The following is a 26,297-nucleotide window of genomic DNA, read 5'->3' as shown; positions in this document are numbered from 1 at the left end:
CTGCCGCCCCGGCATTCGGGCAGCGTTGATGCCAGTTTCCGCGCGGTGCTGCCGGGTCTGCCCCGGCAGACCTGCCATCCAAACGCAGCCCGCCGGGCTCCATTGCCTGCTCTATCGGCCGCGGCGCCAGAAGGATTAGGCCGACACCGGGCTCGATGCTCATGAAAGCCCTATAAAAACCTGTCCTCCGCCTCGAGATGCGCGCGCACATAGTCGCTGACGCCCTCTTCCAGCGGCGTGAAGCGCACCGGGCACGACACTTCCTCAAGCCACGCCATGTCGGCCTCGGTGAAGGCCTGGTACTTGCCGCGCAGGGCCCCGGGCATGTCCACATAGTCGATGGCCGGCTCGCGTCCCATGGCCGCGAACACCGCGCGGGTCAGGTCATTGAAGCTGCGCGCCTTGCCCGTGCCCACGTTGCGGATGCCGTTGACCTGCGGGTTCTCCAGAAGCCACGCCATGAGCCGGGCGCAGTCCTTGGCGTAGACGAAATCGCGCTTCTGCTCGCCGTGGGCCACCGCCGGGTCGAGCGAGCGGAAGAGCGCCATGCGGCCGCTCTCGCGGATGCGACCATGGGCCTTCAGGACCACGCTCGCCATGTCGCCCTTGTGGTACTCGTTGGGGCCGTAGACATTGAAAAACTTGAGGCTCGCCACCTCGCCCGCCAGCCCCTCGCGCAACAGCCAGAGGTCGAAGAGCTGCTTGGAATAGCCGTACATGTTGAGCGGGCGCAAGCGCGGCACGAGGGCGGCATCGTCGGTGAAGCCCTGGCTGCCGTCGCCGTAGGTGGCCGCGGAGCTCGCGTTGATGACGCGAGCGCCCTTGTCCAGCGCATAGCGGCAGACATCGCGGCTGTAATGGAAATTGTTTTCCATGAGGAAGTCGGCGTCGGCCTCCGTGGTGGAGGAACAGGCGCCGAGATGGACGAGGGCGTCCACCTTGAAAGGCAGCGCGTCGCGGCGCACGAGGTCGAGAAAGCGGTCCTTGTGGAGAAAGTCCGCGTAGCGGCGCTTGACGAGATTGCCCCACTTGGGGCCGGCGCCGAGATGGTCCACGACGACGATGTCGGTGAGACCCAGGCTGTTGAGCTGCCAGAGGAGCACGCTCCCCAAAAAGCCGGCGCCGCCGGTGATTACATACATGCGCGCCTCCGCGGGGCGGGCGCGTGCCGCTCCGGCCCCCGCATCCGTACTAATCGGGCGCGAAGATGCTACCGCAAAGCAACGCGACCCTCAAGCCCCATACGTGCGGTCCGGCACACTCGGGCCGCTGGACAAGGCACGCGATTTGCAACATACTGGACACGGGGCGGAAGAGCCCCCGCCGGGGCCCCTCCCGGGCGCGGCACACAACCAAGGAGCCCATCATGCAACGCACATATACCCCCCACAGTTCTGACCACAGCTCGGGCCCCGGCCTCCTGCACCGGCTGGGCGCCTTCACGCGCCTCACGGCCCTCGGCATCCTGGCTGGCTTCATGCTCTTCTTCCACACGGGCGAAGGCATGGCCGCCCCCGGCGCCCACAAGGCCGGCCATGCGGCCCACGCCACCACCGGGTCGGGCGACCGCTTCGCCGCCATGGACAAGAACGGCGACGGCAAGGTGGTCATCGAGGAATTCCAGTCGGCTTCGCCCGGCATGTCCGAACGCGCTTTTGCTGTCATCGACAGCAATGGCGACGGCGCCATCGAGCGCGTGGAGTGGGATGCCTTCATGAAGGGCCACGCCGCGGGCACGCCGCCGCAGGGCATGGCCATGCCCCAGCCCGAGACCGCGCCGCGCCTGAACAATATCCCCGGCGATCCGCTCATCCCGCCGCCGGACAGCGCGGACCTGCCCCTCATGCGGCCGCCGAGTGGCAACTGATTTCTCCGCTTTTCCTGAACTCCCTGTGCCGCCAGAGGGCGGCACAGGGAGACTTGCGCAGCCCCCCTTCCTGCCCATGAGCGCCGCCGAGCTGGCCCGGCTGGGCTGGGACGGCATCGACGTGCTCCTCGTGAGCGGCGACGCCTATGTGGATCACCCGGCCTTCGGCTGCGCGCTCCTCGGCCGCTGGCTCATCCGCCACGGCTTCCGCGTGGGCCTCGTCTGCCAGCCGAGGTGGGACGCGCCCGACGACCTCCTCGCCATGGGCCGGCCGCGCCTCTTCGCGGGCATCAGCGCGGGCGCGCTGGATTCCATGCTCGCCCATTACACGGCCTTTCGCAAAAAACGCCATGACGACGCCTATACGCCGGGCGGCGTGGCCGGGAAACGCCCCAACCGCGCCTCGCTTGTCTACGCCAACCTGGCGCGCCGCGCCTTCCCGGGGCTGCCGCTGGTGCTCGGCGGCATCGAGGCCTCCCTGCGCCGGGCCACGCACTACGATTTCTGGACAGACGCCCTGCGCCGCCCCCTGCTCATGGACGCCAAGGCAGACCTCATCGTCTGGGGCATGGGCGAGCGCGCCACCCTGGCCTGCGCGCAAAGGCTGGACGCCGCCGCCCGGGGCGACATGGATGCCGCGTCTGCGCTCAGGGGCATCCCCGGTACGGCGTGGCTGGAAAAAATGGACGCGGAAGGACGCCCCGCGCCGCAGGACGGCGCCCTGCGCGGCGCGCTCGCGGCAGGGCCGCTGGTGCGCTTTCCCTCGCATGCGGAAATAGAGGCCGAGCCCGTGGAGCTTTTGCGGCTCGCGCAACAGATGGAGGCCCATGTGCACGCCGGCGACGCCTGGGCCTTTGAACCGGTCGACTCACGCTGCGTGGTCTTTGCGCCGCCGGCCGCGCCGCTCACGGGCACGGAGATGGACGTCCTCTACACCCTGCCCTTCCGGCGCGCGGCCCACCCCGCCTACACCGAGCCCATCCCGGCGGCGGAGATGCTGGCCACGAGCCTCACCAGCCATCGGGGCTGCGGGGGCGGCTGCGCCTTCTGCTCCATCGCGCTGCACCAGGGCAGGCGCGTGAGCTCGCGCTCGGCCGCATCCATCCTTGACGAGGCCGCGGCCCTCGCCCGCGCCCATGCGGGCGGGAAACACCGGCGCGGCGGCCGGGGCGTGGCCATTTCGGACATCGGCGGCCCCACGGCCAACATGTGGCAGGCACGTTGCGCCCTGGCCTCGCCCCGCAAGGGCGGCAAATCGGGCGCCTGCAAGCGCAAGAGCTGCTGCTTTCCCGCGCCCTGCCCGCACTTCGTGACGCCGCAGGCGCAGCATGTGGAGCTGTTGCGCGCCGCAGCGGCGCAGCCCGGCGTCTCCTCGGTGCGCGTGGCGAGCGGCGTTCGGCCCGACATCGCCCTCAGGGAGCCTGCCGCGCTGGCCGCCTATGCGCGCGAGTTCACGGGCGGCCAGCTCAAGGTGGCGCCCGAGCACAGCGAGCCGGCGGTGCTCAGCCGCATGCGCAAGCCGGGCACGGCCACGCTGGACGCCTTTCTCGAGGTTTTCGCGCGCGAGAGCCGCGCCGCCGGGCGCGAGCAGTATGTCATCCCTTATCTCATGAGCGCCTACCCCGGCTGCACGGACGACGACATGCGCGCGCTTTCCCGCTGGCTCGCCCGCCGCGGCTGGAACCCGCGCCAGACGCAGTGCTTCATCCCCACGCCCGGCACGGTGGCCACGGCCATGTTCTATTGCGGCCGGGACGAGGCGGGCGAAAAGATCTACGTGGCCCGCAGCGACGCCGAGCGCCTGCGGCAGCACGGCATCCTCATGGGCCGGGCGGAAGGGTCCAAAAAGAGAAAAGAAGACGCCCCGCGCCGCCAGGAGCGGAAAACCGGCAGCCGCGCGTCCCGGAGCGCGCCCCCGAGTGCGGAAAAACCGGGCCGCAAGGGCGTCCCGCGCACACCAAGGAGCAAGCATGTCCAGCACTGACCACACCGGCGGCGCCCCGCTCGCCGCAGCCGTGGAGGCCCTTGAGGGGCGCATCGCGCGCCTCGAGGAGACCGCCTTTTTTCAGGAAGAACGCCTCAAGGAGCTGGACAGTGCGCTCACGGCCCAGCAGGCGCAGCTCGACGCCATCGAGCGCCAGCTCGCCGACCTTGGCGCGCTGGCCCGTTCCCTGCGCGACAAGCTCGCGGACGCGCCGGAAAACGCGCTGCCCCCGCACTCCCTGCCCGAGCGGTACTGAAAAGGCCGGAGCCGGCCTGCGCAGCGGCGTTCAGTTTTGCAGTTGCGCGGGCTTGCAGTCCTCTTCCATTTGCCGGCGGTTGATGGCGGCTTCCAGCTCGCTGTCCGAATATCGGGCGAGGATGGCGTCGATGTCGGCGAGGATCTTTTTCCTCGCCGCCGCGTCCGAGGTCTGGAAGCGGTAGTGCAGGGGGTTGAGGTAGTGGATGCCGTCATAGAAGGTATCCACGGTGAGCTCCTGCAAAAAGAGCCGCAATTCCTCGATTTTTTCCCGTTCCGAGGCCTGGACGAACCGCCCCTCCTCCTGAAGTTTCGCCGCCCCCGTGCCTTCCGTGACCGTCATGCCGGTGGAGACGATGCGCACCGGCTTGAGCTGGTTGAACAGCGCGGCGGTCTCGCGCGCCGATTTCCCGCCCGCGCCCTTGCCGCCCATGCCGATGATATAAAAGACGGTATAGTCGATGCCCGCGGCGTCGAGGCGTTTCAACTGCTCCACGGCTTCGGCCGCATTGTGGCCCTTGTTCATGAGTTCAAGGGCGTCGTCATTGCCGTTTTCCGTGCCCACATAGAGCTGGCGCACGCCCAGCTCCCGGAGTTCTTTCAAATCCGCGTCCGACTTGTCGGCGATGGCGTCCACCCTGCTGAACATGGAGACCTTGCCCATTTTCGGATAATATTTGCGGATGACGGCGAAAAATTCGCGGAATTTTCTGACAGGAAGCACAAAAGTATTCGAGCCCACGAGAAAGATGTCCGTATTCGGCGGATAAAAGGCCTTCTGGCTCAGGATCTCCTGCTCGAGGTCGTCCGGCGTGGTGACGAGAAAGGGATATTCCTTCAGCCGGTAGCAGAAATTGCACTTGTTCCAGTTGCAGCTCTGGGTCACGGGCAACAGCAGCGAATTGGCCTCCATAGGCGGGCGGTAGACGGGTTCGGCGAACTTCATCCTCTTCTCCTTATTTTTGTATCAATCGACATAAATTTTGATGTAGGAAAACCGGGGCCGGATGTCAAGCCGGGGGGGCTGGCCCGTCCCCTGGCCCGCGCCTGGGAGGGGGAGGCGGAATGCACAGGGGCTGCGCCCTTGCCAGAAGGAAGGTGCGGGGCTTTCGGGCGGGCTGCGCCGGCCGCGCCGCATATTCTCAGAACGATGCGATAAAGCTCAGGTTCACGTTCCAGGCGTTGGCCGTTGCCGGGATGGCCTCGCCGCGCGTATGCCGCGCGCCCCAGGCGCCCGTGCCCTTGTCCTGCGAAAGGCCGATCCAGCCGGCGCTGTAAAAGAGCGTCAGCCCCTCGCTGAACCGCCAGCGGCCCGTGCCGGCGATCTCCACCGCGAAGTCGCCCTGGGTGAGGTAAAGATTGGGCATGCCGAGGTCGGCGCCGGGGCCCGGCTGCGCCCCGGAAAGCGCCATGCCGTTGGCCCACAGGCCCTCACGCGACATCTTGCGGGCCATGGCCCGGCTGTTGGTGCCGCGGATATAGTTGAAATAGAAGGTCTGCGACACGTTTTCCCACAGGTGCAGGTGCGCGGCCCTGACGCCGACGCCCAAGGTGCCCGCGAGATTGTTGCCGATGAGCGCGTTGCGCTCGATATAGTGCGAGCCGTCATAGGCCAGCGGCGAATAATTGATGGAATTGCCCGGGTCCAGCGCGGGCAGGCGCTCCGAGCCGTTGGCCGGGTTGGCGTCGTCGCCGCTGGCGTACCAGGCGTAGACTCCGGGCATGCCCCAGTCATATTCCGAATCCACGCAGAGCGTGGCGAACCAGCCGCGCCGGTCGAGGCGGCGGTCGTCCTGCCAGCTCGTTTCGCCATATTCCGCGTCAAAGCTCACCCGCAAATGCGCGAGCAGGTCGAACTTTCCCGTGAGGCCGGCCCAGAAGGCCGTGGCGCGCGAGCGCACGGCGCGGGCGCCGTTGGCATCCGAAAAGTCTTGGTGGCGGCTGCCCCCGGCCGGGAACATACCCTCGCGGAAATTGCCCGCGTCGCCGCCCATGGCGGTAAAATTCCCGAAGGGATACGCGGCATCCCCGGCGCGCGCGGCATGCGGCTCGATGACGGCCATGACCGCCCAGGGGATGAGGCCCGCCTTTTCCAGTTGCAGCGGCACGAGCAGGCCGAAGGCGTCCACATTGTCGCCGAACACCGGCCCTCCCCCCTTCGCCCGCGTATTGTCGTTGTAAGGGCGCGCCCAGGCGCCGGTGACGCTCAGGCACTCCGAAAAGGCCCAGTTGGCCACCACCGCGGCCACGCTGCCATTAAAAATGGAATTGCCCGAGGCGTAGGCCGGCGTCTTGATGCTCTGGATGCCCATGCGCACGCGCAGCGGGGCCCTGGGCAGCGACCAGTCGATGAAGGCGTTGCCCACCTTGACCATATGGCCGTCCGCGCCGAGCGCGCCGCCGCTCTCCTGCTGGCCCCAGATGATGTCGCCGATGTCGAGATAGACGCTGCCGGAGAGATTGCGCGAGACCTCGGCGTCCAGTTGCAGGGCCACCTTCTCGCGGGCGTTGAAATTGTCCTGCCCGGGGCTGAAGCCGGTGAAGCCCGCGTTTTTCACGAACTTGCCGTTCATGCCGTAGCCGAAGCTCGCTATCCACTGGCCGCGGGGCTTGAAGTCCACGGCCCGGGCGGCATGCGCCCAGAGGATGCCGGGCAGCAGGAGGAGCAGGACATGGAGGCAAAAGGCGCGGCGTCGCTTCATCGGGCTTTCCGGGCAACAGGCAAGAGCGGGAGGAGGAGCGGCCGCAAGGGCCGCCGGTATCGCCTGGCGATTTTTGGCATTTTTGTGGACAGGCCCTTGTACAAAAAAATTTTTGCAACGTAAACCTTCAGGATATGGCACCTTTTTGGGGCTCCCGCGCCCGGCCGCGAGCTTGCCGACCTTTCGCTGCCCTTTCGCGGAGCTGGCGCTGGTTGATTTTTAGACAGGTGCGCAATTTTTTTACAGGGTAAGGAGCCTGGGCGTGCCTAAAAAATGTGCACCGGCGCAACAGGAAACCGGGCCACACTTTTCCCTAAAAGTCGAGGATACCCACGCTTTTTTCCGATTGGCAGACTTTATGCTCTACCCAAGGCAAAGTACCTTTCTCTTCACCCCTTACCCCAGTGAGACACCCCATGAACACCGCTCCCTTGCAAGGCATCAAAATCGTCGACTTCACCGCCGTCCAGTCCGGCCCCTCCTGCACCCAGCTGCTCGCCTGGCTCGGCGCCGATGTCATCAAGATTGAGCGCCCCGGCCACGGTGACGCCACGCGTAAAGAATTGCAGTTCGACCCGGACTGCCCGAGCTATTACTTCCTTCAGCTCAACTCCAACAAAAAATCCCTGAGCCTCGACGCGGCCACGCCCGACGGCAAGGAGATCCTGACGCGCCTCATCAAGGAAGCCGACATCTTTGTGGAAAACCTCCATCCCGGCGCCATGGACAAGCTGGGCTTCTCCTGGGAAGTGGTTCACAAGCTGAACCCCCGGTGCATCTACGGCACGCTCAAGGGCTTCCCGCTGTCCTCGCGCTTCGCGCACCTGAAGGCCTATGAGCCTGTCGCGCAGGTGACGGCGGCCGCCGCCTCCACCACCGGGTGGTGGGAAGGCCCGGACAATATCCCGACCCAGAGCGGCGCCGCCCTTGGCGACTCCAACACCGGCATGCACCTCGCCATCGGCCTGCTCGCCGCCCTCGTGCAGCGCGAGCACACTGGCGAAGGCTGCCTCGTGTACCAGTCCATGCACAATGCCTGCCTCAACCTCTGCCGCATCAAGACGCGCGACCAGCTCACCCTCGACCGCATCGGCTACTTGACGCAGTTCCCGCAGTATCCTGACCAGAAGTTCGAGGACTATGTGCCGCGCTCCGGCAACCAGGAAGGCTCCGGCGTGCTCGGCTGGACCTACAAGTGCAAGAACTTCCCCAAGGACCCCAACGACTGCGTGTACATCATCATCCAGCGCGACGCCAAGAGCTTTGAGAAGTTCTGCGAAGGCATGGGCTTCCAGGATTGGCTCACCAACCCCGATTTCAACACCGCCGACGCGCGCGACAAGCACAAGCAGGCCATCTACAAGCGCATCGGCGAATGGGCGGCCACGCGCGACAAGTACGAAGTGACCGAACACCTCGCCAAGTACGCGGTGCCCGTGGGCCCGGTGCTCAACACCAAGGAGATCATGACCGACGAGAGCCTCTATGACGGCAACACCCTCGTCAAGATCAACCAGCCCGGCTACGGCGGCAAGGTCGGCACCTTCGTCACCGTGGGCGTGCCCTTCACCATGAGCAACTTCCAGCCCACCTACGGTCCCTGCCCGACCCTGGGCGGCAACAACGAGGAAGTTCTCAAGAGCGTGGGCTTCACCGACGCGGACATCGCCAAGTTCGCGGCCAACGGTACCACCGAGCCTCTCAAGAAGGCGTAGCAAAAAAACGCCCGGAAGCGGGAGCCTCCACCCCCGCTTCCGGGCATTTCCACTAGGGCGGCCGCCCCGGCACGAGCCCCCGCCGCACAGAGTTTACCGCCGGGAACCTTTCCTCCCCACTCCCTAACTTTTCCCACCCAGAGGGGCATATCAATGACGACGCAAGCAAGTTCCGCGGCCGCTCCGCACTTTCCCGAACAGATCACCGGCATGTATATCCTGGCCAAGGCGCTCAAAAACGCCGGGCTCGACACCATGTACGGCCTGGTGGGCATTCCGGTGACGGATTTCGCCTATCTCTGCCAGCAACAGGGCATCAAGTTCGTCGGCTTCCGCTTCGAGCAGCAGGCGGGCATGGCCGCGGCCACCCACGGCTACCTCACCGGCAAGCCCGGCCTGCTCCTCACGGTGAGCTCCTTGGGTTTCCTCAACGGCCTCACGGCCACCATCAACGCCACGGTCAACTGCTACCCCATGATCCAGATCTCCGGCTCCAGCGACCGCGAGCCCGTGGATATGCAGCAGGGCGGTTATGAAGACCTTGACCAGCTCAACGTGGCCAAGGGCCTCGTCAAGGCCGCCTTCCGCGTCAATGACCCCAAGGACATCCCCACGGCCGTGGCCCGCGCCTACCGCGCCGCGGTTTCCGGACGCCCCGGCGGCGTCTATCTTGACATCACCACCCCCTGCCTCGGGCAGATCGTGGACGCCAAGACAGCCGAACCCTGGTATTTCACGCCCGTCGACCCGTGCCCGAAGATGATCCCCGGGCCCGACTCCATCGACCGCGCGCTCAAGCTGCTCGCCTCGGCCAAGCGCCCCGCCATCCTGCTCGGCAAGGGCGCGGCCTATGCCCAGATCGACGACAAGATCAAGGCGCTTGTCGAGAAGACCGGCATCCCCTTCTACCCCATGTCCATGGCCAAGGGCCTCATGCCGGACAACCACCCGCTGAGCGCGCTTGCCTGCCGCTCCACCATCATGGAAAAGGCCGACGTGGTCATGCTCGTGGGCGCGCGCCTCAACTGGCTGCTCTCGCGCGGCCACGGCAAGTGGAACCCGGAAGGCAAGTTTATCCAGCTTGATATCGACCCGGACGAGATGGACTGCAACCGGCCCATCGCCGCGCCCGTGGTGGGCGACCTCGACAGCTCCGTCTCGGCCATCCTCGAAAAGCTCGCCAACTACAAGATGAGCATGGATCCCGCCTGGGTGAGCGGGCTCCAGGCCGAGACCAAGGAAAAGAACGCCAAGTTCGCCGAGCGCCTGGCCTCGCACGCCAAGGACATGCCCATGACCCATTGGGCAGCGCTCAACGCCATCAAGCCCATCATCGAGGGCAACCCGGACGTGATCCTCGTCAACGAAGGCGCCAATACCCTTGACGACACCCGCGACACCATCGACATGTTCAAGCCCCGCCACCGCATCGACTGCGCCACCTGGGCCATCATGGGCATGGGCATGGGCTCGGTCATCGGCGCGGCCGTTTCCACCGGCAAGAGCGTGGTCGCCATCGAGGGCGACTCGGCCTTCGGCTTCACCGGCATGGAAATGGGCACCATCTGCCGCTTCAAGCTGCCCTGCACCGTGGTGGTGTTCAACAATGGCGGCATCTACAACGGCATCGGCGTCAACTTGGCGCACAACGGCGACCCGGCGCCCACCACGCTGGACATCAACGCCCATTATGAAAAGATCGGCGAGGCCTTCGGCGCCAAGGGCTACTACGTGACCACGCCCGAAGAGCTCAAGGCCGCGCTCACCGAGTCCATCGCTTCCAGGAAGCCCTGCATCATCAATGTGCAGCTTGCCGCGGACTCCGGCAAGGAAAGCGGCCACATCGGCTATCTCAACCCCGAAGCGCTCCAGCATCCCATCGCCTAGCGGCAAGCGGGGCCGGGTCCCTGCCCGGCCCCGCCACCTCACCCGCATTCCCAAGGGGAAAATTTCATGTCACATATCATCCTCTACGCCATCGTGCCGATCGTGGTCGTCATGCTCGCCGGTTACATCTCCGGCAAGAAGGGCATCTTCAACGGCGAGGACGCCAAAAAGTTCAACAAGGTCGTCCTTGACTACGCGCTGCCCGCGGCGCTGTTCGTCTCCATCGCCCAGGCCAGCCGGGACATGCTCTACAAGGATCTCAAGCTCTCGCTCGTCTCGCTTGTGGTCATCATGGCCTGCTTCATGGGCGTGTATTACATCTATAAGTACTGCTTCAAGAACAATACCGGCGCTGACGCGGCCGTGTCCGCACTGATCAGCGGTTCGCCCACCATCGGCTTCCTCGGGTTCGCCGTGCTGGAGCCGATCTTCGGCGCCACGCCGGCCGTGGCCCTGGTGGTCGCCATCGTGGGCATCGTGGTCAACGCCGTGGGCATCCCGGTGGGCCTCTCGCTGCTCAACGCCTCGCTCGCCAAGGAAAAGGCCGCAAACGGCAAGGGCGGCAAGAAGGAAAGCGGCTGGCTGCCTGTCATCCACGCGCTCGAACAGCCCGTGGCCTGGGCTCCGATCCTCGCGGTGGTGTGGGTGCTCGTGGGCATCCCGTGGCCGGAATGGGCGAGCCCCTCCTTCGACCTCATCGCCAAGGCCAACGCCTCCATGGCAGTGTTCTCCGCAGGCATCACGCTCTCGGCCATCAAAGTGGTCATCAACTGGCAGGCCATCCTGGGCTCCATCCTGAAGCTCATCGTCATGCCGGGTCTCGCCCTTCTCGGCGGCGTGCTCTGCGCCATGGACCCGCTGAACATCAAGATGCTGGTCGTGGCCTGCGCGCTGCCCCCGGCCTTCTCCGGCATCATCATCGCTGACGAGTACGACACCTACGTGGCCACGGGCACCTCGTCCCTGACACTCAGCGTCATCCTCTTCATCGGCTTCTGCCCGCTGTGGATCTGGATCACCGACCGCGTGCTCAGCGGCGCGTGGTTCTAGCCGCACAGCACACGCGCCCCCTGATCGTCCCGGCAGGCCCCCTGCCGGGGCTTTTTTTGCCGGCCGGCGCGCACGGCCCCCAACGCTTGCCAGCCGACCTTTTTTGGGCTATGTGACTCGTTCCCATTCCGCACACTCCGGCGGCTTTCCGGGGTCCCCGGGCGGATGCGCGGCGCATCCGGCCACCCCGGGGTGGAAGGCCCGCAAGGCCGGGGTGGAGGCATAACCCATTTGGAGGAATCATGGCCTACGTCAGCATGAAGCAGATGCTGGAGACGGGCGTCCACTTCGGGCACCAGACCCGGCGCTGGAACCCCAAGATGCGCCCCTACATCTTCGGCGCGCGCAATGGCATCCACATCATCGATTTGCAGCAGACGGTCAAGCTCTTCCGCGACGCCTATGACAAGATGGCCGACACCGTGGCGAAAGGCGGCAAGGTGCTCTTCATCGGCACCAAGCGCCAGGCCCAGGAGGCCGTGGCCGCCGAGGCCTCGCGCGCACACCAGTTCTATGTGACCAACCGCTGGATGGGCGGCACGCTCACGAACTTCGTCACCATCCAAAAGAGCATCGAGCGCCTGAAGAAGCTGGAATCCATGTTCGCGGACGGCTCCATCAACCGCTACCAGAAAAAGGAAGTGCTCCTCCTGGAGCGCGAGATGCACAAGCTCGAGGAGTCCCTCGGCGGCATCAAGAACATGGACCGCCTGCCCCAGCTCGCCTTCATCATCGACCCCAACCGGGAAGACATCGCCGTCAAGGAATGCCGCAAGCTCGGCATCCCCATCGTGGCCGTGACCGACACCAACTGCGACCCGGACAATATCGACTTCATCATCCCCGGCAATGACGACGCCATCCGCGCCATCAAGCTCTTTGTGACCGCCTTCGCCGAAGCCTGCCTCGAGGGCGAGGCCATGATGAAGGACAACCGCAACGTCGCCCAGGCCGAGGAAGTCATGCAGGACGCGGCGCTCGCCGAGAGCGTGGCAGCCGCGGCCGTGGCCGTCACCGAAGAGAAGGAAGTGGCCGACGCCGTGGCAGCCGAGGTGAACGCGGCCCTCTAGCAGCGGGGGCGCAAGGTACGGCCGCGACCGCGCGGCCCTGAAACAGCAATCTTTCCGGCGCGGGGCCTCTCGCGCCGGAGTTTGGGAGAAGACCCCATGGCGATCAGCGCACAAATGGTCAAGGAACTGCGCGAAAAAACCGGCGCAGGCATGATGGATTGCAAGAAGGCCCTCGTTGAAGTGAACGGCGACATGGAAAAGGCCGTGGACTGGCTGCGCCAGAAGGGCATGGCCAAGGCGGCCAAGAAGTCGGACCGCGCCACCTGCGAGGGCCTCGTCACCTCCGCGGTGAGCGCGGACGGGAAGCACGTGGCCATGTCCTCGCTCATGTGCGAGACGGATTTCGTGGCCCGCGGCGACCAGTTCCAGAACATGGCCAAGCGCGTGGCCGAGGCCGTGCTGGAGCACAATCCCGCCGACGCCGCCGGCCTTGACGGCATCGTGGGCGACGAGGTGAAGCAGCTCATCGCCTCGGTGGGCGAAAACATGCGCCTCGGCAAGTTCGCGCGGCACAGCAAGACCGGCGACAACGAGGTGGTGGGCCAGTATATCCACGCCAACGGCAAGATCGGCGTGCTCGTCTTCCTCACCTGCGGCAAGGCCGCCAGCGTGGACACGCCCGAAGTGAAGGATCTGGCCAAAAACCTCGCCATGCAGGTGGCCGCCACCAATCCCATGGCCCTCGACGCCTCGAGCCTCGACGCGGCCGCCGTGGAGCGCGAGCGCGAAGTCTACCGCCAGAAGGCCCTTGAAGAGGGCAAGCCCGCCAATATCGTGGACAAGATCGCCGAGGGCGCGGTGAAGAAGTTCCAGAAGGAAGTCTGCCTCCTGGAGCAGCCCTATATCCGCGACGACAAGAAGACCGTGGCCGACGTGGTGCGCGAGGCGGCCAAGGCCGTGAACGACACCATCACGGTGACGGGCTTCGAGCGCATCCAGCTCGCGGCGGAATAACAGCAGTTCGCAGCGCTTCCAGCTTTTTGGCCGGTGCGTACAGAAAGGCCGCGGGGAGACCCGCGGCCTTTTCTTTAAGTTTTCCTTACTTGTGCCGGAGAAAGGAATTCCAGGTTCCGTCTGGAGCGAAGCGACAGACGGATGCTAGTGCCGGAAGAATCCTAAAAAATAAGATTTTTCGGTGCTGGCAAGGAAGATAAAAATTTTCGCAGGGAGTGTACTTAAGTACTCGACCAAGAAAATTTTTCTCTGACGCAGCCAGCACCGAAAAGGCTGTTTTTGACGGAGACTTCTGGCGTTAGAAAGCAGCAAAACGCAAGGCTAATCACCGCCCGCCTAGCCATTCGCTGCCCTTCAGCACCAGCTCTCAGAACGAATAGGCGAAAGTCAGCTGGGCCTTCCAGGCGTCCTGCTTCTCAAAGCTGCCATTGCCCGTGCCGCCGTAATAGCCGGCCTTCTGCCAGGTGTCCTGGTCCATCATGTTGACGATATAGCCGAGCTCCAGGTTGAGTTCGAGGTTTTCATACATCTGCCACTGGTTGACGAGGTTGAATTCCAGGAGCCCGTCATTGGTGGTGAGGTAGGGGCCGTCGCCGCCATAGCCCTTGCGCCACGAAGTGGCGCTTTCCATATACTTGACCATGGACGGGCTGTTGGTACCGCCCCAGTACGCCACGCGGAAGGTGTGCGTCAGGTCTTCGATGAAGGTGAGGTCGCGCAGTTGCAGGCCCACGCCCCAGGTGCCGGAATAGGTCATGGCCCAGTCGCAGCTGTCGTCAAAGGAACCCCAGGCGAGGTTGCCGTCGCCGATGAAGGAGGTGAAGTTGCCCGCGCCGGCGATGGAGGGCAGGCGCTCCGAGCCGTTCTTCACATTGCCGTCGTCGCCCGAGGCGTACCAGCCGAAGATGCCGGGCACGCCCCATTCGAGCTTGTATTCCACCAGGGCCTTGGCGAGCCAGCCCTGGCGCTGGGTGCTCCCGCGCACCATGTCGCCCTCGTTGCCGCGCTTGATGATGTCAAAACGCCCCATCTCCTCCACAAAGCCGTAATTGAGGTCGATCTCGATGTTCAGCGGGTCGAGCACGGAGATGACGATGGGAAGCCCCGCCCAGAACATGCTCCCGTAGGTCTTGCTGGTGCTCGCGGTGGTGAGCGGCGTGGCGCCCGCGAAGTTGAAGCCCGGGGTCAGGCCCGGCACGGTGAGGCCGAGGATGCCGTCCGAGGTCTCCCAGGGCTCGGCCTCGTTCACCTCGGCAAGCCCGCGCAGCGAGTTGCGCCCCAGCATGCCGTACATGACCCAGGGCGTCACCTCGTAGCCGTCAAGGGCGATGGGCAGCGACACGGCGAAAAGGTCCATGTTGTCGAGGTAGCCCGCGCGGTCGCTCGTCTTGTCAAAATAGTCGCCGGTGAAGTTGTCGTTGACCGGGCGCATCCACAGGGCGGTGAGGCTCACGGCGTCCGTGAACTTGTAGCTCGCCACGATGCCGGCCACGTCGGCGTCCATGATGGCCGAGCCGCCGGCCGCATTGGGCAGCGCCAGGCCCTGGATACCCATGCGGAAGGAAAGGTCGGTGGCGGGGACCGCCCAGTCGATATAGGCATTCTTGAGCTTGATGACCTTGGTGGAGTCCGCGCCCAGCGCGCCGCCCTGCTCGGCCATGCCCCAGCGCTGGTCCCCGATCTCAAAGCCCACGGTGCCTGACAAGGATTCGGAGGCCACGGCATCAAGCTGAAGGCGGACGCGCTGGTTGGCCTCAAAGGTATCGTTGGTATTTGTGCGCGTCTTGGGGCCGTGGCCCGGCTCCCGATACTTGCTGTAGAGCTCGCCCGTGCCCGCGCCGAAGCCCACCAGCCATTCACCGCTGATCTTGAAGTCCACGGCCTCAGCCGGCGCCCGGCCGCCCAGCAGCAGCGCCGCCGCCAGGAACAGGGTGCAGAGCAGTTTTTTCCCCTTCATCTTCCCCTCTCGCCTTGTCTTCATGCTCCCCTCCTCAGGGCTCCCGGTCCGCCAAGATCGGCCGCCGGGTTCAATGGTTCACACGCCGGGGCATGACACGGACCGAAGTTCGTGTCAACAAATTAAAAAACGTGCTACTACGTTTTTTCCCTTGGTGCGTTGAAGGAGGATGGCACACGGCGTTTGGTCTGTCAATAAAATTGAAATTCATTTTCAATATGGAATATTTTTGCCTGTCCTTCCAGCCGCTTCCGACCGCTCACCCGCAACCCCTCCCCCGCACGGAGTTGTCCCCGCCCGTCTGCGTAAAAGCGGAGCTTGGGCCGCTCTCTCTTCCTTGCCAGCCGCGGGATGTGAGGGCATACAGAAAGCAGGCGGTACAGGACGCGCGTGGCGCCACATTCGGGGCCTCAGCAGGGGGGACAGGCATGGACGGAAAAAGAATGACGACGGACCAACAGGCTGAGCAGGTCCGTGCGCTCTTGCTGGGCGTGGCCGTGGGCGACGCGCTCGGCGTGCCCGTGGAGTTCCGGCCGCGCGGCAGCTTCCATGTGGACGGGATGCGCGGCCACGGCACCCATGACCAGCCCGCGGGCACCTGGTCGGACGACACCTCGCTCACGCTGGCGCTGGCCGACGCGGTGGAGGACGGGGGCGTCTCGCTGGCGCGCCTCGCCCGCAATTTTATCGCCTGGCACGACAAGGGCGCGTTCACGCCGCACGGCGAGGTCTTCGACATGGGCAACGCCACGGCCCGGGCCATCGCCCGCCTCAAGCGCGGCGCGGCCCCGGAGCTGGCCGGCGGCACGGAAGAGCGGGACAACGGCAACGGCAGCCTCATGCGCGTAGCGCCGCTGGTCTTCCTCCTCGATGGGCGAAGCCCGGAAGAGCGTTTCCGCCTCATAAAAGCCGTTTCGTCCGTCACGCACGCCCATGCCTGGTCCGTGACGGCCTGCTTCCTCTTTCTGGAAGTGCTGCGCAAGCTGCTGGAGGGCCGCTCCAAAGAAGACGCCTACGCTGAAGTCCGCACGGAACTGGCCGCGACGCCTTTTCTGGATGCGGCCGCACTGGAGAAATTCCGCCGCATCCTCAAAGAGGACATCCGCTTCCTGCCGGAAAGCGAGATCCGCAGCAGCGGCTTTGTGGTCGATACCCTCGAGGCCGCGCTCTGGTGCTTCCTGACGACGGACAACTCCAAGGACGCCGTGCTGAAAGCCGTGAACCTCGGCGAGGATACGGACACCACCGGCGCGGTCACGGGCGCGCTGGCGGCCATGGCCTACGGCCTCGAAGCCATCCCGGAGGAATGGATCGCGCAATTGCAGGGGCGCGACCAGATCCTGCGCGCCGCTGACAGCATGGCCTGCGCTCTCGCCGCAAACTGAAGAGGCCGCCCGGGCAAAGCACACTGATAAAGGCTTCCGCGATTTTTTCGCCAAAACGCGAAAAGGGCCAGGAGAACGGCACTCCTGGCCCTTGAAATTTCTGGAGCGGAAACGGGATTTAAAAATATTGGTTGATCATGTGGAATAATATGACATAATGGTATAATAATTATAAAATACCCTCAGAAATACCCCATATTATTGTGGCTCACCTCGCATAATATTGGATCGTGGATAGTTTGTGGGTCAATCCAGTCCGTATTCCCGGTGCATTTCTGGCGAAAGGATCGGCCATTTTATCGCTAAATCAGCCTATTTCGGGAATGCGGCTATTCTTGAGAATCAGGGATCATTGAGCACCTCCTTGTCAGGAGGACTGACAATTTTGAAAAAAATCCTGGTTAATGCTAATTAATTTGGTTGGTTAAATAAGCATGAAAAATTTTGAATTTAAAAAATTATTGCCTCAGGGGAAGATATGAGTTAAATGCCATGGGGTTCATTGTCAGTCCGCCTGACCACCTGATTTCAGAGGCATTCCCCATTTTCTCGTTCCATCACGGTACACCCCGACGAGCAGAGTGACTGACATGAGAACATTTAAAGGGCCCCAACACCAAAATGGCGCCCTTTTGGGGGAATTTGCTACCGATACCTGGCTCCCCCACGTCAGGGAGCATAAGGCAAGCCGGAAGATTGATGAACACACGGCCAAGAATCACATATTGCCGGCATTCGGTGACAAACCCATCGATTCCAACACCGAAGCAGATATACGACTATGGCTTACAGGCTTTAAAAAACAAAAATGCGCTCTCTCCACTCGCAACAGGCGTCTCTATGTACTTAAGAGTATTTTCAATTTGGGGGGAGAAAACGGGCTTTTGACAGCAGATCTGACCTTGGGGATACATTCCGAGCGCATAAAAAAACAATGGCCGTCGCCTGACCGAAAATACCTTTTCTCCCTTTTGGATGCCTTGAATCGAAGCCCCAAAAAGGAAGCCAAAGCTATTGCACTTCTCCTGCTCACGGGAGCGCACAAGAGGGAAATCATTAAAGCACGGTGGGAGAACCTCTTTTTAGAGCGTGGCATCCTCCTTGCCCCCAGGGCAGGTACGCCCCCCTATCGCAAGATATGGCTATCTTCAGAAGCAAAGGAGGTTCTGAAGAGCCTCCCCAGACAACCAGGCTCTCCCTGGATATTCCCGGGCAGGGATGTCACTAAGCCTATTTCAGATATTTTTCTCTTCTGGAAAGAGTTGCGTACGGAATTGGGGCTGGATGCCTTAAGTATCCGTGATTTGCGATATGTTTTCGCAGATTGGCAGTTGAGTTCCGGTGTTGCAATGCCCACACTCCAGCGTTCTATGGGCGTCAGCGATATGCGTACTCTGAATGCGCGCCAACTTTGTGCAGGGATAGGTCATGAGTCGCTCCCTGCTTAAGCGCTGTTGGCGCGCATCACCACAATCGCTCCGCCTCGCGTTTTGCGCTGGAATTTGCCTTTTGCACGCCCAACGGCGAAAGGAACCGAAGCCGACGACGGAACCCTTTTTTGTCTGCGGAGCCTTCCATAATACCAGTGGCCTCGCTCAGGGGGCACGACTCTATGCCGACGAGCTCCGAAAGCAAGGCAAGTTGGTTCACCTGGTGGATATAACTGACGCCATGCGTATGCCCCACGATTTTGTGCCCAAAGATGCGATCCAATCGGTGGCTGATGTAGCCGCCATGCGCGGACCGGGCACGGTGATCATCCATGCCAATCCGCCACAATTCCAGCTGGCGATCTGCGCCTTGGGCAAAGAATTTTTACGCCATAAGCGCGTGGTGGGATACTGGTCGTGGGAACTGGAGTCCATTCCCCCTGTATGGCGGCATGCCCTCGGCTATGCGGACGCCGTGGAAGTGCCCAGCTCCTTTGTGGCTGAGTCGCTGCGCCGCTGGACAGAAAAACCGATCACCATGCATCCGCACCATGTGCCTTTCCCGGAACGGAGCAAAACTGGATATGGCTCGGATGGCATCCTCCGCTGTCTCTCCATTTTTGATGCAGGTTCCTCTTGGGAGCGGAAGAACCCTGCAGCGGTGCTGGATGCCTTTGTAAAAGCGTTCCCTCACGGAGAAGCAGAGCTGACCTTCAAGGTGAGCAACGAAGATGCGGAGCCGGAACGCTTCGCGCGCTTCCGGGCGGCCTGTGCGGCCACACCAGGGGTGCGGATTGTTACCGGAAACCTGCGGACCGATGCCATGGATGAGCTGTACCTTCGGCACGATGTCTATCTGTCGCTCCATCGTTCTGAAGGTTTCGGCCTGACCATCCTCGAGGCCATGCGCCATGGGTTGCATGCCGTAGCCACCGGCTGGTCGGGCAATATGGACTTTATGACCGGGAAGCTGGCTCACCCCGTGCCGTGCACGCTTACCCCCGTGACAATGGCCAGCGGGCCCTGCAAAGGGCTCAGGGCCAGATGGGCAGAGCCGGATGTGGCAGCCGCCGCCGACATATTGCGGGAGCTGCATGAGGAGCTCTCGTGCGCCAACGCCTAAGCTCCAGCTTCCCTGGGCAACCTGAAGCGCATTTACGCCGCCGTGCCATCCAATTGCTGCGGCGCATTGTCAGCCTTTTTTGGGTATGACGTTTTCGGGAAGGGTTGAATTGGCAAACATCATTGGTGTGCCGGGTTTTACCGCACTCAATATGCCGTGATACTTTATCACCCTGAGTCTTGCGAGGAAGTTGTTGGAGATTTACCCGGCGTTGGAACCAATATTCATCCCTCAGGGGCTCGTTCTGATGGGCGCTTGTCTGGTGCTCATCAGCCTCATTATCCCTAAGAAGGATATTCTTTCCGTTCAGGCGGCCGGGCGATCCTCCATTTTGCACGAACGTGCCACTGACCCTGTGAGGCCGAATATCATGGAGTCATACCTATCCATGCCGTGTGCTTGCCACCGCTTCGGTTCAGGCTGCCGAGCCATGACGGCAATGCATCGGGGCTTCAATCCCGATCAGATGCTGCTGCAGGTCCTCACAGCGTTGGTCAGCCTGATCTCCGCTTGCCTCCTCTTTCCTGGGCTTACTGTGCCCTCCCCTCTCATCACACTGTGCACCGCAGTCTTCATGCTGGCTATTTCGGTAGTGACCCGCCAGCTTTTGGGCCGTCGCATAGACCGCGTTTCATCTCAGGGAGCCAACGCCAAGCAAGAGGTGGTGGAACCCCGCACGAGCGGTATGGGTGAACTCCTCATCCATCAGCAGCAACCGATTTTCCTTAAGGCCATCTGCCAACATGTTGAAGCAAGCTTTCGGGCGCGCACATTTTTTTGGCATTTCTCCACGATTCCCGCTTGTCGTCTGGAAAGCTGCGGTGTCTTCCCCATTTGGCTGGCTCTGTTGAGGAGTGCCCATGCTAAACCTCATTAAGCCCATGCCGGACCTCACCTGCTTCAAGGCCTACGATATCCGGGGCCGCGTGCCGGAGGCGCTGAACCCGCCGCTTGCCAGCGCCTTGGGTCACGCATTGGTTGATGTGCTCGGCGCGCGGCAGGTCGTGGTGGGGCGTGACACCCGGCTTTCCGGGCCGGCACTGCGCGACGCCCTGGTGGAAGGCCTGCGCTCGGCCGGCGCGTCCGTCACGGACATCGGCCTCTGCGGCACGGAAGAGATCTACTATGCCGCGGCCAACCGGCCTTTCGACGCGGGCGTCATGATCACGGGGAGCCATAATCCCGGGGACGAGAACGGCTTCAAGCTGGTGCGCTCCGGCGCTGTTCCCGTCAGCGGTGATTCAGGCCTCGTGGCCATCCGCGACCGGGTGGGGGAACTGCTGGTGGAAGCGCAAGCGCCTCTCGCGGCACCTGCCGATCTCCCTCCGCTTGCGGAGGACTCGTACCGGGCGGACTATGTGCGCTGGCTGCTCGCCTACAGCGGCGCGGACAGGCTCGAACCGGCGCGCCGGCCGCTCAAGATCGTTGCCGACGCGGGCAACGGCTGCGCGGGCCTTGTGCTTTCCGGGCTGGCGGGCGCGCTGCCCTTTGACTTCACCTTCCTGCACATGGAGCCGGACGGCGCCTTCCCCAACGGGGTGCCCAACCCGCTCCTGCCGGAACGCCGCGCCGCCACCGCCGAGGCCGTGCGCGAGGCCGGGGCGGACATGGGCGTCGCCTGGGACGGCGATTTCGACCGCTGCTTCTTTTATGACGCCGATGGCAACTTCATCGAGGGCTATTACTGCATCGGCCTGCTCGCGCAGGAACTGCTACGCCATGCGCCGGGCAGCAAGATCGTCCACGATACGCGCGTCTACTGGAACACGCAGGACGTGGTGCGGGCCGCGGGCGGCGTGCCCGTCATGGGCAAGACAGGGCACGCGTTCATGAAAGAGCGCATGCGCGCCGAGGACGCTCTCTACGGCGGCGAGATGAGCGCCCACCATTACTTCCGCGATTTCGCCTATTGCGATTCCGGCATGTTGCCCTGGCTCCTGGTGGCGACGCTCCTGCACCGCAGCGGTCGCCCCCTGGGCGAACTTGTGGCCGAACGCATGGCCGCCTTTCCGTGCAGCGGCGAGATCAACCGCCGGGTGGGGGACGCGCCGGCCCTCATGCGCCTGGTGCGGGAGCGCTATGCGCCCGGCGCCCTCCATGCGGACGACGTGGACGGCGTGAACCTTGAGTTCGCGCACTGGCGTTTCAACCTGCGCATGTCCAACACCGAGCCCCTCCTGCGCCTCAATGTGGAGACGCGCGGTGACCGCGCCCTGCTGGAGGACAAGACCGCGGAGCTGCTCTCCCTGCTGGAGCGCGAGGGCGGAGCCGTAACGGCATGACCGGGAAATTATGAATTGCGCCGGCATCCGGCATCGCCGGGGGACATAACGAGGTAGATATGACACCAATCGCACCGGTCATTCTCTGCGGCGGCAGCGGCACGCGCCTGTGGCCCCTTTCCCGCGAAGCCTATCCCAAGCAGTTCGTGGACCTGGGCGGCGGCCGCACCCTGTTCAAGGACACGCTGGCCCGCGCCCTGCGCACGCCGTCCCGCCAGGAGCCGGTCATCATCTGCAATGAGGCGCACCGTTTCTATGTGGCGGCGTCCCTGCGGGAAATGGGAGCCCAGGCCACCATCCTGCTGGAGCCGGCCCCGCGCAATACAGCGCCCGCTATAGCCCTGGCGGCGCTGGCCCTCACTGCGGACGGGGCCGACCCGCTCATGCTCGTGCTTCCTTCGGACCACGCCCTCAAGGACGAGGAGCCCCTCTTGCGCGCTGTGGAGAGCGCGGCGCCGCTGGCGGCCGAAGGGCGCATCGTCACCTTCGGCATCACGCCCACCGGCCCGGAAACCGGCTTCGGCTATATCGAAACGGGCGCGCCGCTGGGCGACGGCGGCTTTCGCGTGGCGCGCTTTGTGGAGAAGCCCGATGCCGCCACGGCGCGGGCCATGCTGGAACAGGGGGGCTTTTTATGGAACAGCGGCATGTTCCTCATGCGCGCTTCCGTCTATTTGCAGGAGCTCGAGCGCTTCGCGCCCGAAATAGCCACAGCCTGCCGGGCGGCCTGGGACGCCCGCGCGCAGGACGGCGCCTTCTGCCGCCCCGAGGCCGCGGCCTTCCTGGCCTCGCCGGCCGACTCCATCGACTACGCCGTCATGGAGCATACGGACCGGGCGGCCGTGGTGCCGCTCTCCACGCAGTGGAGCGACCTCGGCTCCTGGGAGGCCTTTTACCAGGCCGGCCCGGTCGATGGCGACGGCAATGTCTGCCAGGGCGATGTGCTCGCCCATGACACGCGGGACTGCTATTTCAACGCCCGGCACCGCCTGGTGGCGGCCATCGGCCTGCGCGGCCTCGCCATCGTGGAAACGCGCGACGCCCTCCTGGTGGCCCCTCGCGAGCGGGTGCAGGAAGTGAAGGCCATCGTCAGGCGGCTGGCAGACGCGGGCAGGCCCGAGTGCAAGCAGCATTTGCGGGTCTATCGCCCCTGGGGCAGCTACGAGACCCTCGTCGTGGGCGACCGCTTCCAGGTCAAGCGCATCATCGTCGATCCGGGAGCCGAGCTCTCCCTCCAGATGCACCACCACCGCGCCGAGCACTGGGTGGTGGTCAGTGGCACCGCGGAAGTGGTCAATGGCACGGAAACGCGCCTCTACACCGAAGACCAGTCCACCTATATCCCGGTGGGCACCGCCCACCGGCTGAGGAACCCCGGCATCATCCCGCTGGTGCTCATCGAGATCCAGTCCGGGTCCTACCTGGGCGAGGACGATATCGTCAGGTTTTCCGACGCGTACGGACGGGAAGGCAGCTCCAGATAACCCTCAGGGAACAACGGCATCTGCGGCCTCTCCCCCAAGGCTGGGGGACACGGGCGCAGGCAGGGCGATGAGCCCCAAGAACCACACGGCAGGACCCTCATGGCAAAAAAAGCGATCATCACGGGCATCACAGGTCAGGACGGGGCTTATCTCGCCAAGCTTCTTCTCGAAAAGGGGTACAAGGTCTCCGGCACCTATCGCCGCAGTTCCTCGCCCAATTTCTGGCGTCTGGAACATCTCGGGGTGCGCCATCATCCCGACCTGGACCTGGTGGAATTCGACCTTACGGACATGTCCTCGGCCCTGCGGCTGGTGGACAAGGCGGCCCCGGATGAGATCTACAACCTTGCCGCCCAGAGCTTTGTGGGCGTCTCCTTTGACCAGCCCCTGAGCACGGGCGAGATCACGGGCATGGGGCCCGTCCACCTGCTGGAGGCCATCCGTCAGGTCAAGCCGGACACACGGTTTTACCAGGCCTCCACTTCGGAGATGTTCGGCAAGGTGCAGGAGGTGCCCCAATCCGAAACCACTCCCCTCTACCCGCGCAGTCCCTATGCAGCGGCCAAGCTCTATGCCCACTGGATGACCATCAATTATCGGGAGAGCTACGGTATTTACGGGTGCAGCGGCATCCTGTTCAACCACGAATCCCCGCTCCGCGGCATTGAATTCGTCACCCGGAAGATCACCGACGCCGTGGCGCGCATCAGCATGGGCAGGCAGGACCATCTGGAGCTGGGCAATCTCTCCTCACAGCGCGACTGGGGTTACGCGCCGGAATATGTGGAAGGCATGTGGCGCATCCTCCAGGCTCCGGCGCCGGACAGCTATGTGCTCGCCACCGGGCGCACCGAGACCGTGCGCAACTTCGTGACCATGGCCTTCAAGGCCGTGGGCATGGATATCGCCTGGCGCGGCGAGGGGCTGGAGGAGGAGGGCTTCGCTCCCGAAAGCGGGAAGACCCTCGTCAGGGTGAATCCCAGGTTCTATCGCCCGGCAGAGGTGGACCTGCTCATCGGCAATCCCGCCAAGGCAAAGGATAAGCTGGGCTGGCAGGCCAATGTGGGGCTGGAGGAGCTTTGCCGCATGATGGTGGAAGCCGATGTGGAAAGGGTCAAAAAAGAAGAAGTCGCGTAACAGCGGACCCTCCGAGGATAGATGGAGATTTCCTGCCGGGGTGGCGTCGGGGCGGCCTGTGAAGGCTTTGAAAACTTTTTTGCGCCGTCCCCTATTCTTCCGGGTATACTCGTAAGGTACATGTCCATGCTCAAGCGCTGCATAAAATTCGCCATACGTATCGTAGGGCGTTCCATCGAAGGCCAGCCGCTCCTCAAGAAGGCATGTCTCAAGGTCTTCACCCCTTTTCCTGGCTTGCGTCGAAAATTGATATACATTGTAAGAAATACAAAATATCCGCTCGATGCAGAGTTGCATGACTATGACGACCTCCCGCCCCATGCGCGGGAGATATACCGCCAGTTGATCGGACGCGGAGGTGACTAGGGTGCGCATTGTCATCGACATGCAGGGAGCCCAGACAGACTCCCGCTTCCGGGGTATCGGCCGCGTTACCCGCAGCCTGGCGGAAGCCATTATCCGGCAGGGGCGCCATGAGGTGCACCTGGCCCTCAACGGGCTGCTCCCTGAGGCCATCGGCGCCCTGCAAGAGCAGTTCGGGCCGCTGCTGTCCCCGGGTCATATCCATGTCTGGCAGGCCCTCCCGCCCATTGCCCTGCTCCCCGAGGCCACGCCGCGCCACCGGGAATGGGCGTCGGCCATTTATGGGGCGTTCATTGCCGGGTTGCGCCCCGATGCAGTGCTCGTTCCCAGCCTGATGGAGTATACGACATACAATTTTTCTTTTGACGCCACGCCCCTGAAAGGCAAATGCCTGCTCGGGGCTTTGGTGTACGATTTTATTCCTCTGCGTGAATGGCAAAAATACACGGATCCCGTTTCCGGACCGAGATATGGCGAACTGCTCCAGCAGTCACGCCAGATGGATGTGGTCTTTCCCATCTCGGCCTTTGTGCGCGAGGGGTGCAAGGAGTATTTGCCCGGCATTCCCGCACGTGTGCTTCCTCTGGGGGCGGACGCGCTCTTTTGCCCCGGGGCTGTGGACGAGGCCGCACGCAGGTGGCTGCGCGATACCTTTGGCATTTCCCGTGAATTCATCTTTTATGCGGGCGGCCTGGATGACAGGAAGAATGTCCAGGGCCTGCTGCTGGCCTATGCGCGGCTGCCGCGCGCATTGCGCGCACACTACCAGCTTGTGTTGCCCTGCGGCGGGCAGGCCCATATGATTGAAGAGTATGGGCGCCATTGCGCCAGTCTCGGCCTTTCCGAAGAGGATGTGCGTCTTTTGGGCTATGTGGGCGACAGCGACCTGCGCGACCTTTACCGTTCCTGCGCGCTTTTTGTCTTTCCGTCCCTGAACGAGGGCTTCGGGCTGCCAGTGGTTGAGGCCATACGTTGCGGCGCGCCCGTCATCTGTTCCAACGCCACAGCGGTCCCGGAAATCCTCGACTGGCCCGAAGCGTTTTTCGACCCCCGGGATGTGGACGCCCTTTGCCAAAAAATGACACAGGCCCTGACCGATGAGGAATTCCGGCAAAGGCTCAGAGACCGGGGGCAGGAACGCGCCCCTCTGTTCTCCTGGGCGCGTTGCGCCGATGTGATCCTCTCGGCGTTTGATGCGCTTGTCACCAAACGCTCCGCAGTCTGGCCCGAAGATCCGCAGCAGGAGCAGCTGGCGCCGCTCTACCGGCAGTTGGCCACTCCCATGAGCGCCCACGAAACGGCCCTGCTTTCGGAAGCACTCGACCGAACCTTTCCTGGGGCGGGCGGTCCCCAACTCTGGCCCGGTTTCAGCACCCTCAAGGTTTTACTTGGCAACAACAGGCTCAGGGACAAGCACAAGCGCTACTTGAAGTGCTCCATATATTTTGCGGTCAAATGCATTGAAAAGCTGCCATGGCTTAAGAAGTTGTTGCTCGGTGGCTTTATGGTCTTTCCCGCATTTAGAAAAAGGTTGATAAGCAAGGTTAAAGATACGAAACTCCATTATGATGCTATCGTGCATGAATATAACAGTCTCTCCCCACGTGCGAGGGGAATATATATAAAATTGACCGAGCACGATGAGGAGTAAG

General features: G+C 63.4%; 20 protein-coding genes. 16 read left to right on the top strand and 4 right to left on the bottom strand.

Translation table 11 applies throughout. From position 1 onward, the window contains the following. Positions 1 to 170 precede the first annotated feature (170 nt). Complete coding sequence (gene rfaD / locus HDR50_RS02020) at positions 171 to 1,142, bottom strand: ADP-glyceromanno-heptose 6-epimerase (protein WP_291355464.1); 972 nt, start codon at positions 1,140 to 1,142, stop codon at positions 171 to 173. A 224-nt stretch (positions 1,143 to 1,366) separates the two neighbouring features. On the opposite strand from rfaD, the gene HDR50_RS02015 reads away from it, so the two are divergent. The 3 genes from HDR50_RS02015 to HDR50_RS02005 all read left to right on the top strand — a co-directional run bounded on the left by HDR50_RS02015 (position 1,367) and on the right by HDR50_RS02005 (position 4,107). Continuing rightward, positions 1,367 to 1,867, top strand: coding sequence for an EF-hand domain-containing protein (locus HDR50_RS02015; protein ID WP_291355462.1), 501 nt, complete (start codon positions 1,367 to 1,369; stop codon positions 1,865 to 1,867). A gap of 76 nt (positions 1,868 to 1,943) precedes the next feature. Then, entirely contained in the window at positions 1,944 to 3,851 is a 1,908-nt protein-coding gene (locus HDR50_RS02010) for a YgiQ family radical SAM protein (protein WP_291355460.1), read from the top strand. Next, positions 3,838 to 4,107 carry a SlyX family protein gene (locus HDR50_RS02005; protein ID WP_291355458.1) on the top strand — a complete coding sequence of 90 codons (270 nt, stop codon included), beginning with the start codon at positions 3,838 to 3,840 and terminating at the stop codon, positions 4,105 to 4,107. Before HDR50_RS02010 ends, HDR50_RS02005 begins: the two co-directional genes overlap by 14 nt. A 30-nt stretch (positions 4,108 to 4,137) precedes the next feature. Here HDR50_RS02005 and HDR50_RS02000 read toward each other — a convergent pair whose 3' ends face one another. Then, positions 4,138 to 5,052 carry a radical SAM protein gene (locus tag HDR50_RS02000; protein ID WP_291355456.1) on the bottom strand — a complete coding sequence of 305 codons (915 nt, stop codon included), beginning with the start codon at positions 5,050 to 5,052 and terminating at the stop codon, positions 4,138 to 4,140. Positions 5,053 to 5,248: 196 nt separating this feature from the next. Beyond that, the gene (locus HDR50_RS01995; protein ID WP_291355454.1) at positions 5,249 to 6,808 is read right to left on the bottom strand and encodes an outer membrane homotrimeric porin; all 1,560 of its coding nucleotides are present in this window, start codon (positions 6,806 to 6,808) and stop codon (positions 5,249 to 5,251) included. Positions 6,809 to 7,224: 416 nt separating this feature from the next. Between HDR50_RS01995 and frc the strand changes: the two genes are divergently transcribed. From frc to tsf, 5 genes are all read left to right on the top strand, one after another. Beyond that, on the top strand, positions 7,225 to 8,523 hold the full coding sequence (gene frc / locus HDR50_RS01990; protein WP_291355452.1) for a formyl-CoA transferase: 1,299 nt from the start codon (positions 7,225 to 7,227) through the stop codon (positions 8,521 to 8,523). A 153-nt stretch (positions 8,524 to 8,676) separates the two neighbouring features. After that, the gene (gene oxc / locus HDR50_RS01985; protein WP_291355450.1) at positions 8,677 to 10,410 is read left to right on the top strand and encodes an oxalyl-CoA decarboxylase; all 1,734 of its coding nucleotides are present in this window, start codon (positions 8,677 to 8,679) and stop codon (positions 10,408 to 10,410) included. 66 nt (positions 10,411 to 10,476) lie between these two features. Further along, the gene (locus tag HDR50_RS01980; protein WP_291355447.1) at positions 10,477 to 11,460 is read left to right on the top strand and encodes an AEC family transporter; all 984 of its coding nucleotides are present in this window, start codon (positions 10,477 to 10,479) and stop codon (positions 11,458 to 11,460) included. Between the two features lie 242 nt (positions 11,461 to 11,702). Then, positions 11,703 to 12,530, top strand: a complete 828-nt coding sequence (rpsB, locus tag HDR50_RS01975; RefSeq protein ID WP_291355446.1) for a 30S ribosomal protein S2 — start codon at positions 11,703 to 11,705, stop codon at positions 12,528 to 12,530. A gap of 96 nt (positions 12,531 to 12,626) precedes the next feature. Further along, entirely contained in the window at positions 12,627 to 13,484 is an 858-nt protein-coding gene (gene tsf, locus HDR50_RS01970) for a translation elongation factor Ts (RefSeq protein ID WP_291355444.1), read from the top strand. A 367-nt stretch (positions 13,485 to 13,851) separates the two neighbouring features. Here tsf and HDR50_RS01965 read toward each other — a convergent pair whose 3' ends face one another. Beyond that, complete coding sequence (locus tag HDR50_RS01965) at positions 13,852 to 15,465, bottom strand: outer membrane homotrimeric porin (RefSeq protein WP_291355442.1); 1,614 nt, start codon at positions 15,463 to 15,465, stop codon at positions 13,852 to 13,854. A 419-nt stretch (positions 15,466 to 15,884) separates the two neighbouring features. Between HDR50_RS01965 and HDR50_RS01960 the strand changes: the two genes are divergently transcribed. The 8 genes from HDR50_RS01960 (at position 15,885) to HDR50_RS01925 (ending at position 26,296) form a co-directional block, all read left to right on the top strand. Next, a complete protein-coding gene (locus tag HDR50_RS01960) occupies positions 15,885 to 16,826 on the top strand; it encodes an ADP-ribosylglycohydrolase family protein (RefSeq protein ID WP_291355440.1) in 942 nt (313 codons plus the stop codon). Positions 16,827 to 17,416: 590 nt separating this feature from the next. Continuing rightward, on the top strand, positions 17,417 to 18,274 hold the full coding sequence (locus HDR50_RS01955) for a tyrosine-type recombinase/integrase (protein ID WP_291355438.1): 858 nt from the start codon (positions 17,417 to 17,419) through the stop codon (positions 18,272 to 18,274). Positions 18,275 to 18,497: 223 nt separating this feature from the next. Next, entirely contained in the window at positions 18,498 to 19,379 is an 882-nt protein-coding gene (locus tag HDR50_RS01950; protein ID WP_291355436.1) for a glycosyltransferase, read from the top strand. 193 nt (positions 19,380 to 19,572) lie between these two features. Continuing rightward, complete coding sequence (locus HDR50_RS01945) at positions 19,573 to 20,256, top strand: hypothetical protein (protein WP_291355434.1); 684 nt, start codon at positions 19,573 to 19,575, stop codon at positions 20,254 to 20,256. Next, positions 20,240 to 21,661: a phosphomannomutase gene (locus tag HDR50_RS01940; RefSeq protein ID WP_291355432.1), complete on the top strand. Its 1,422-nt coding sequence runs from the start codon at positions 20,240 to 20,242 to the stop codon at positions 21,659 to 21,661. Before HDR50_RS01945 ends, HDR50_RS01940 begins: the two co-directional genes overlap by 17 nt. Positions 21,662 to 21,720: 59 nt before the next feature. Beyond that, on the top strand, positions 21,721 to 23,145 hold the full coding sequence (locus HDR50_RS01935) for a mannose-1-phosphate guanylyltransferase/mannose-6-phosphate isomerase (RefSeq protein WP_291355431.1): 1,425 nt from the start codon (positions 21,721 to 21,723) through the stop codon (positions 23,143 to 23,145). A gap of 99 nt (positions 23,146 to 23,244) precedes the next feature. Beyond that, positions 23,245 to 24,282 carry a GDP-mannose 4,6-dehydratase gene (gmd, locus tag HDR50_RS01930; protein WP_291355430.1) on the top strand — a complete coding sequence of 346 codons (1,038 nt, stop codon included), beginning with the start codon at positions 23,245 to 23,247 and terminating at the stop codon, positions 24,280 to 24,282. A gap of 679 nt (positions 24,283 to 24,961) precedes the next feature. Continuing rightward, on the top strand, positions 24,962 to 26,296 hold the full coding sequence (locus tag HDR50_RS01925; protein WP_291355428.1) for a glycosyltransferase family 1 protein: 1,335 nt from the start codon (positions 24,962 to 24,964) through the stop codon (positions 26,294 to 26,296). The last annotated feature ends 1 nt before the right edge of the window (position 26,297 follow it).

The organism is Desulfovibrio sp., from assembly GCF_014803725.1.
Classification (GTDB): domain Bacteria; phylum Desulfobacterota; class Desulfovibrionia; order Desulfovibrionales; family Desulfovibrionaceae; genus Desulfovibrio.
This window is presented reverse-complemented; position numbering and strand designations above follow the sequence as displayed.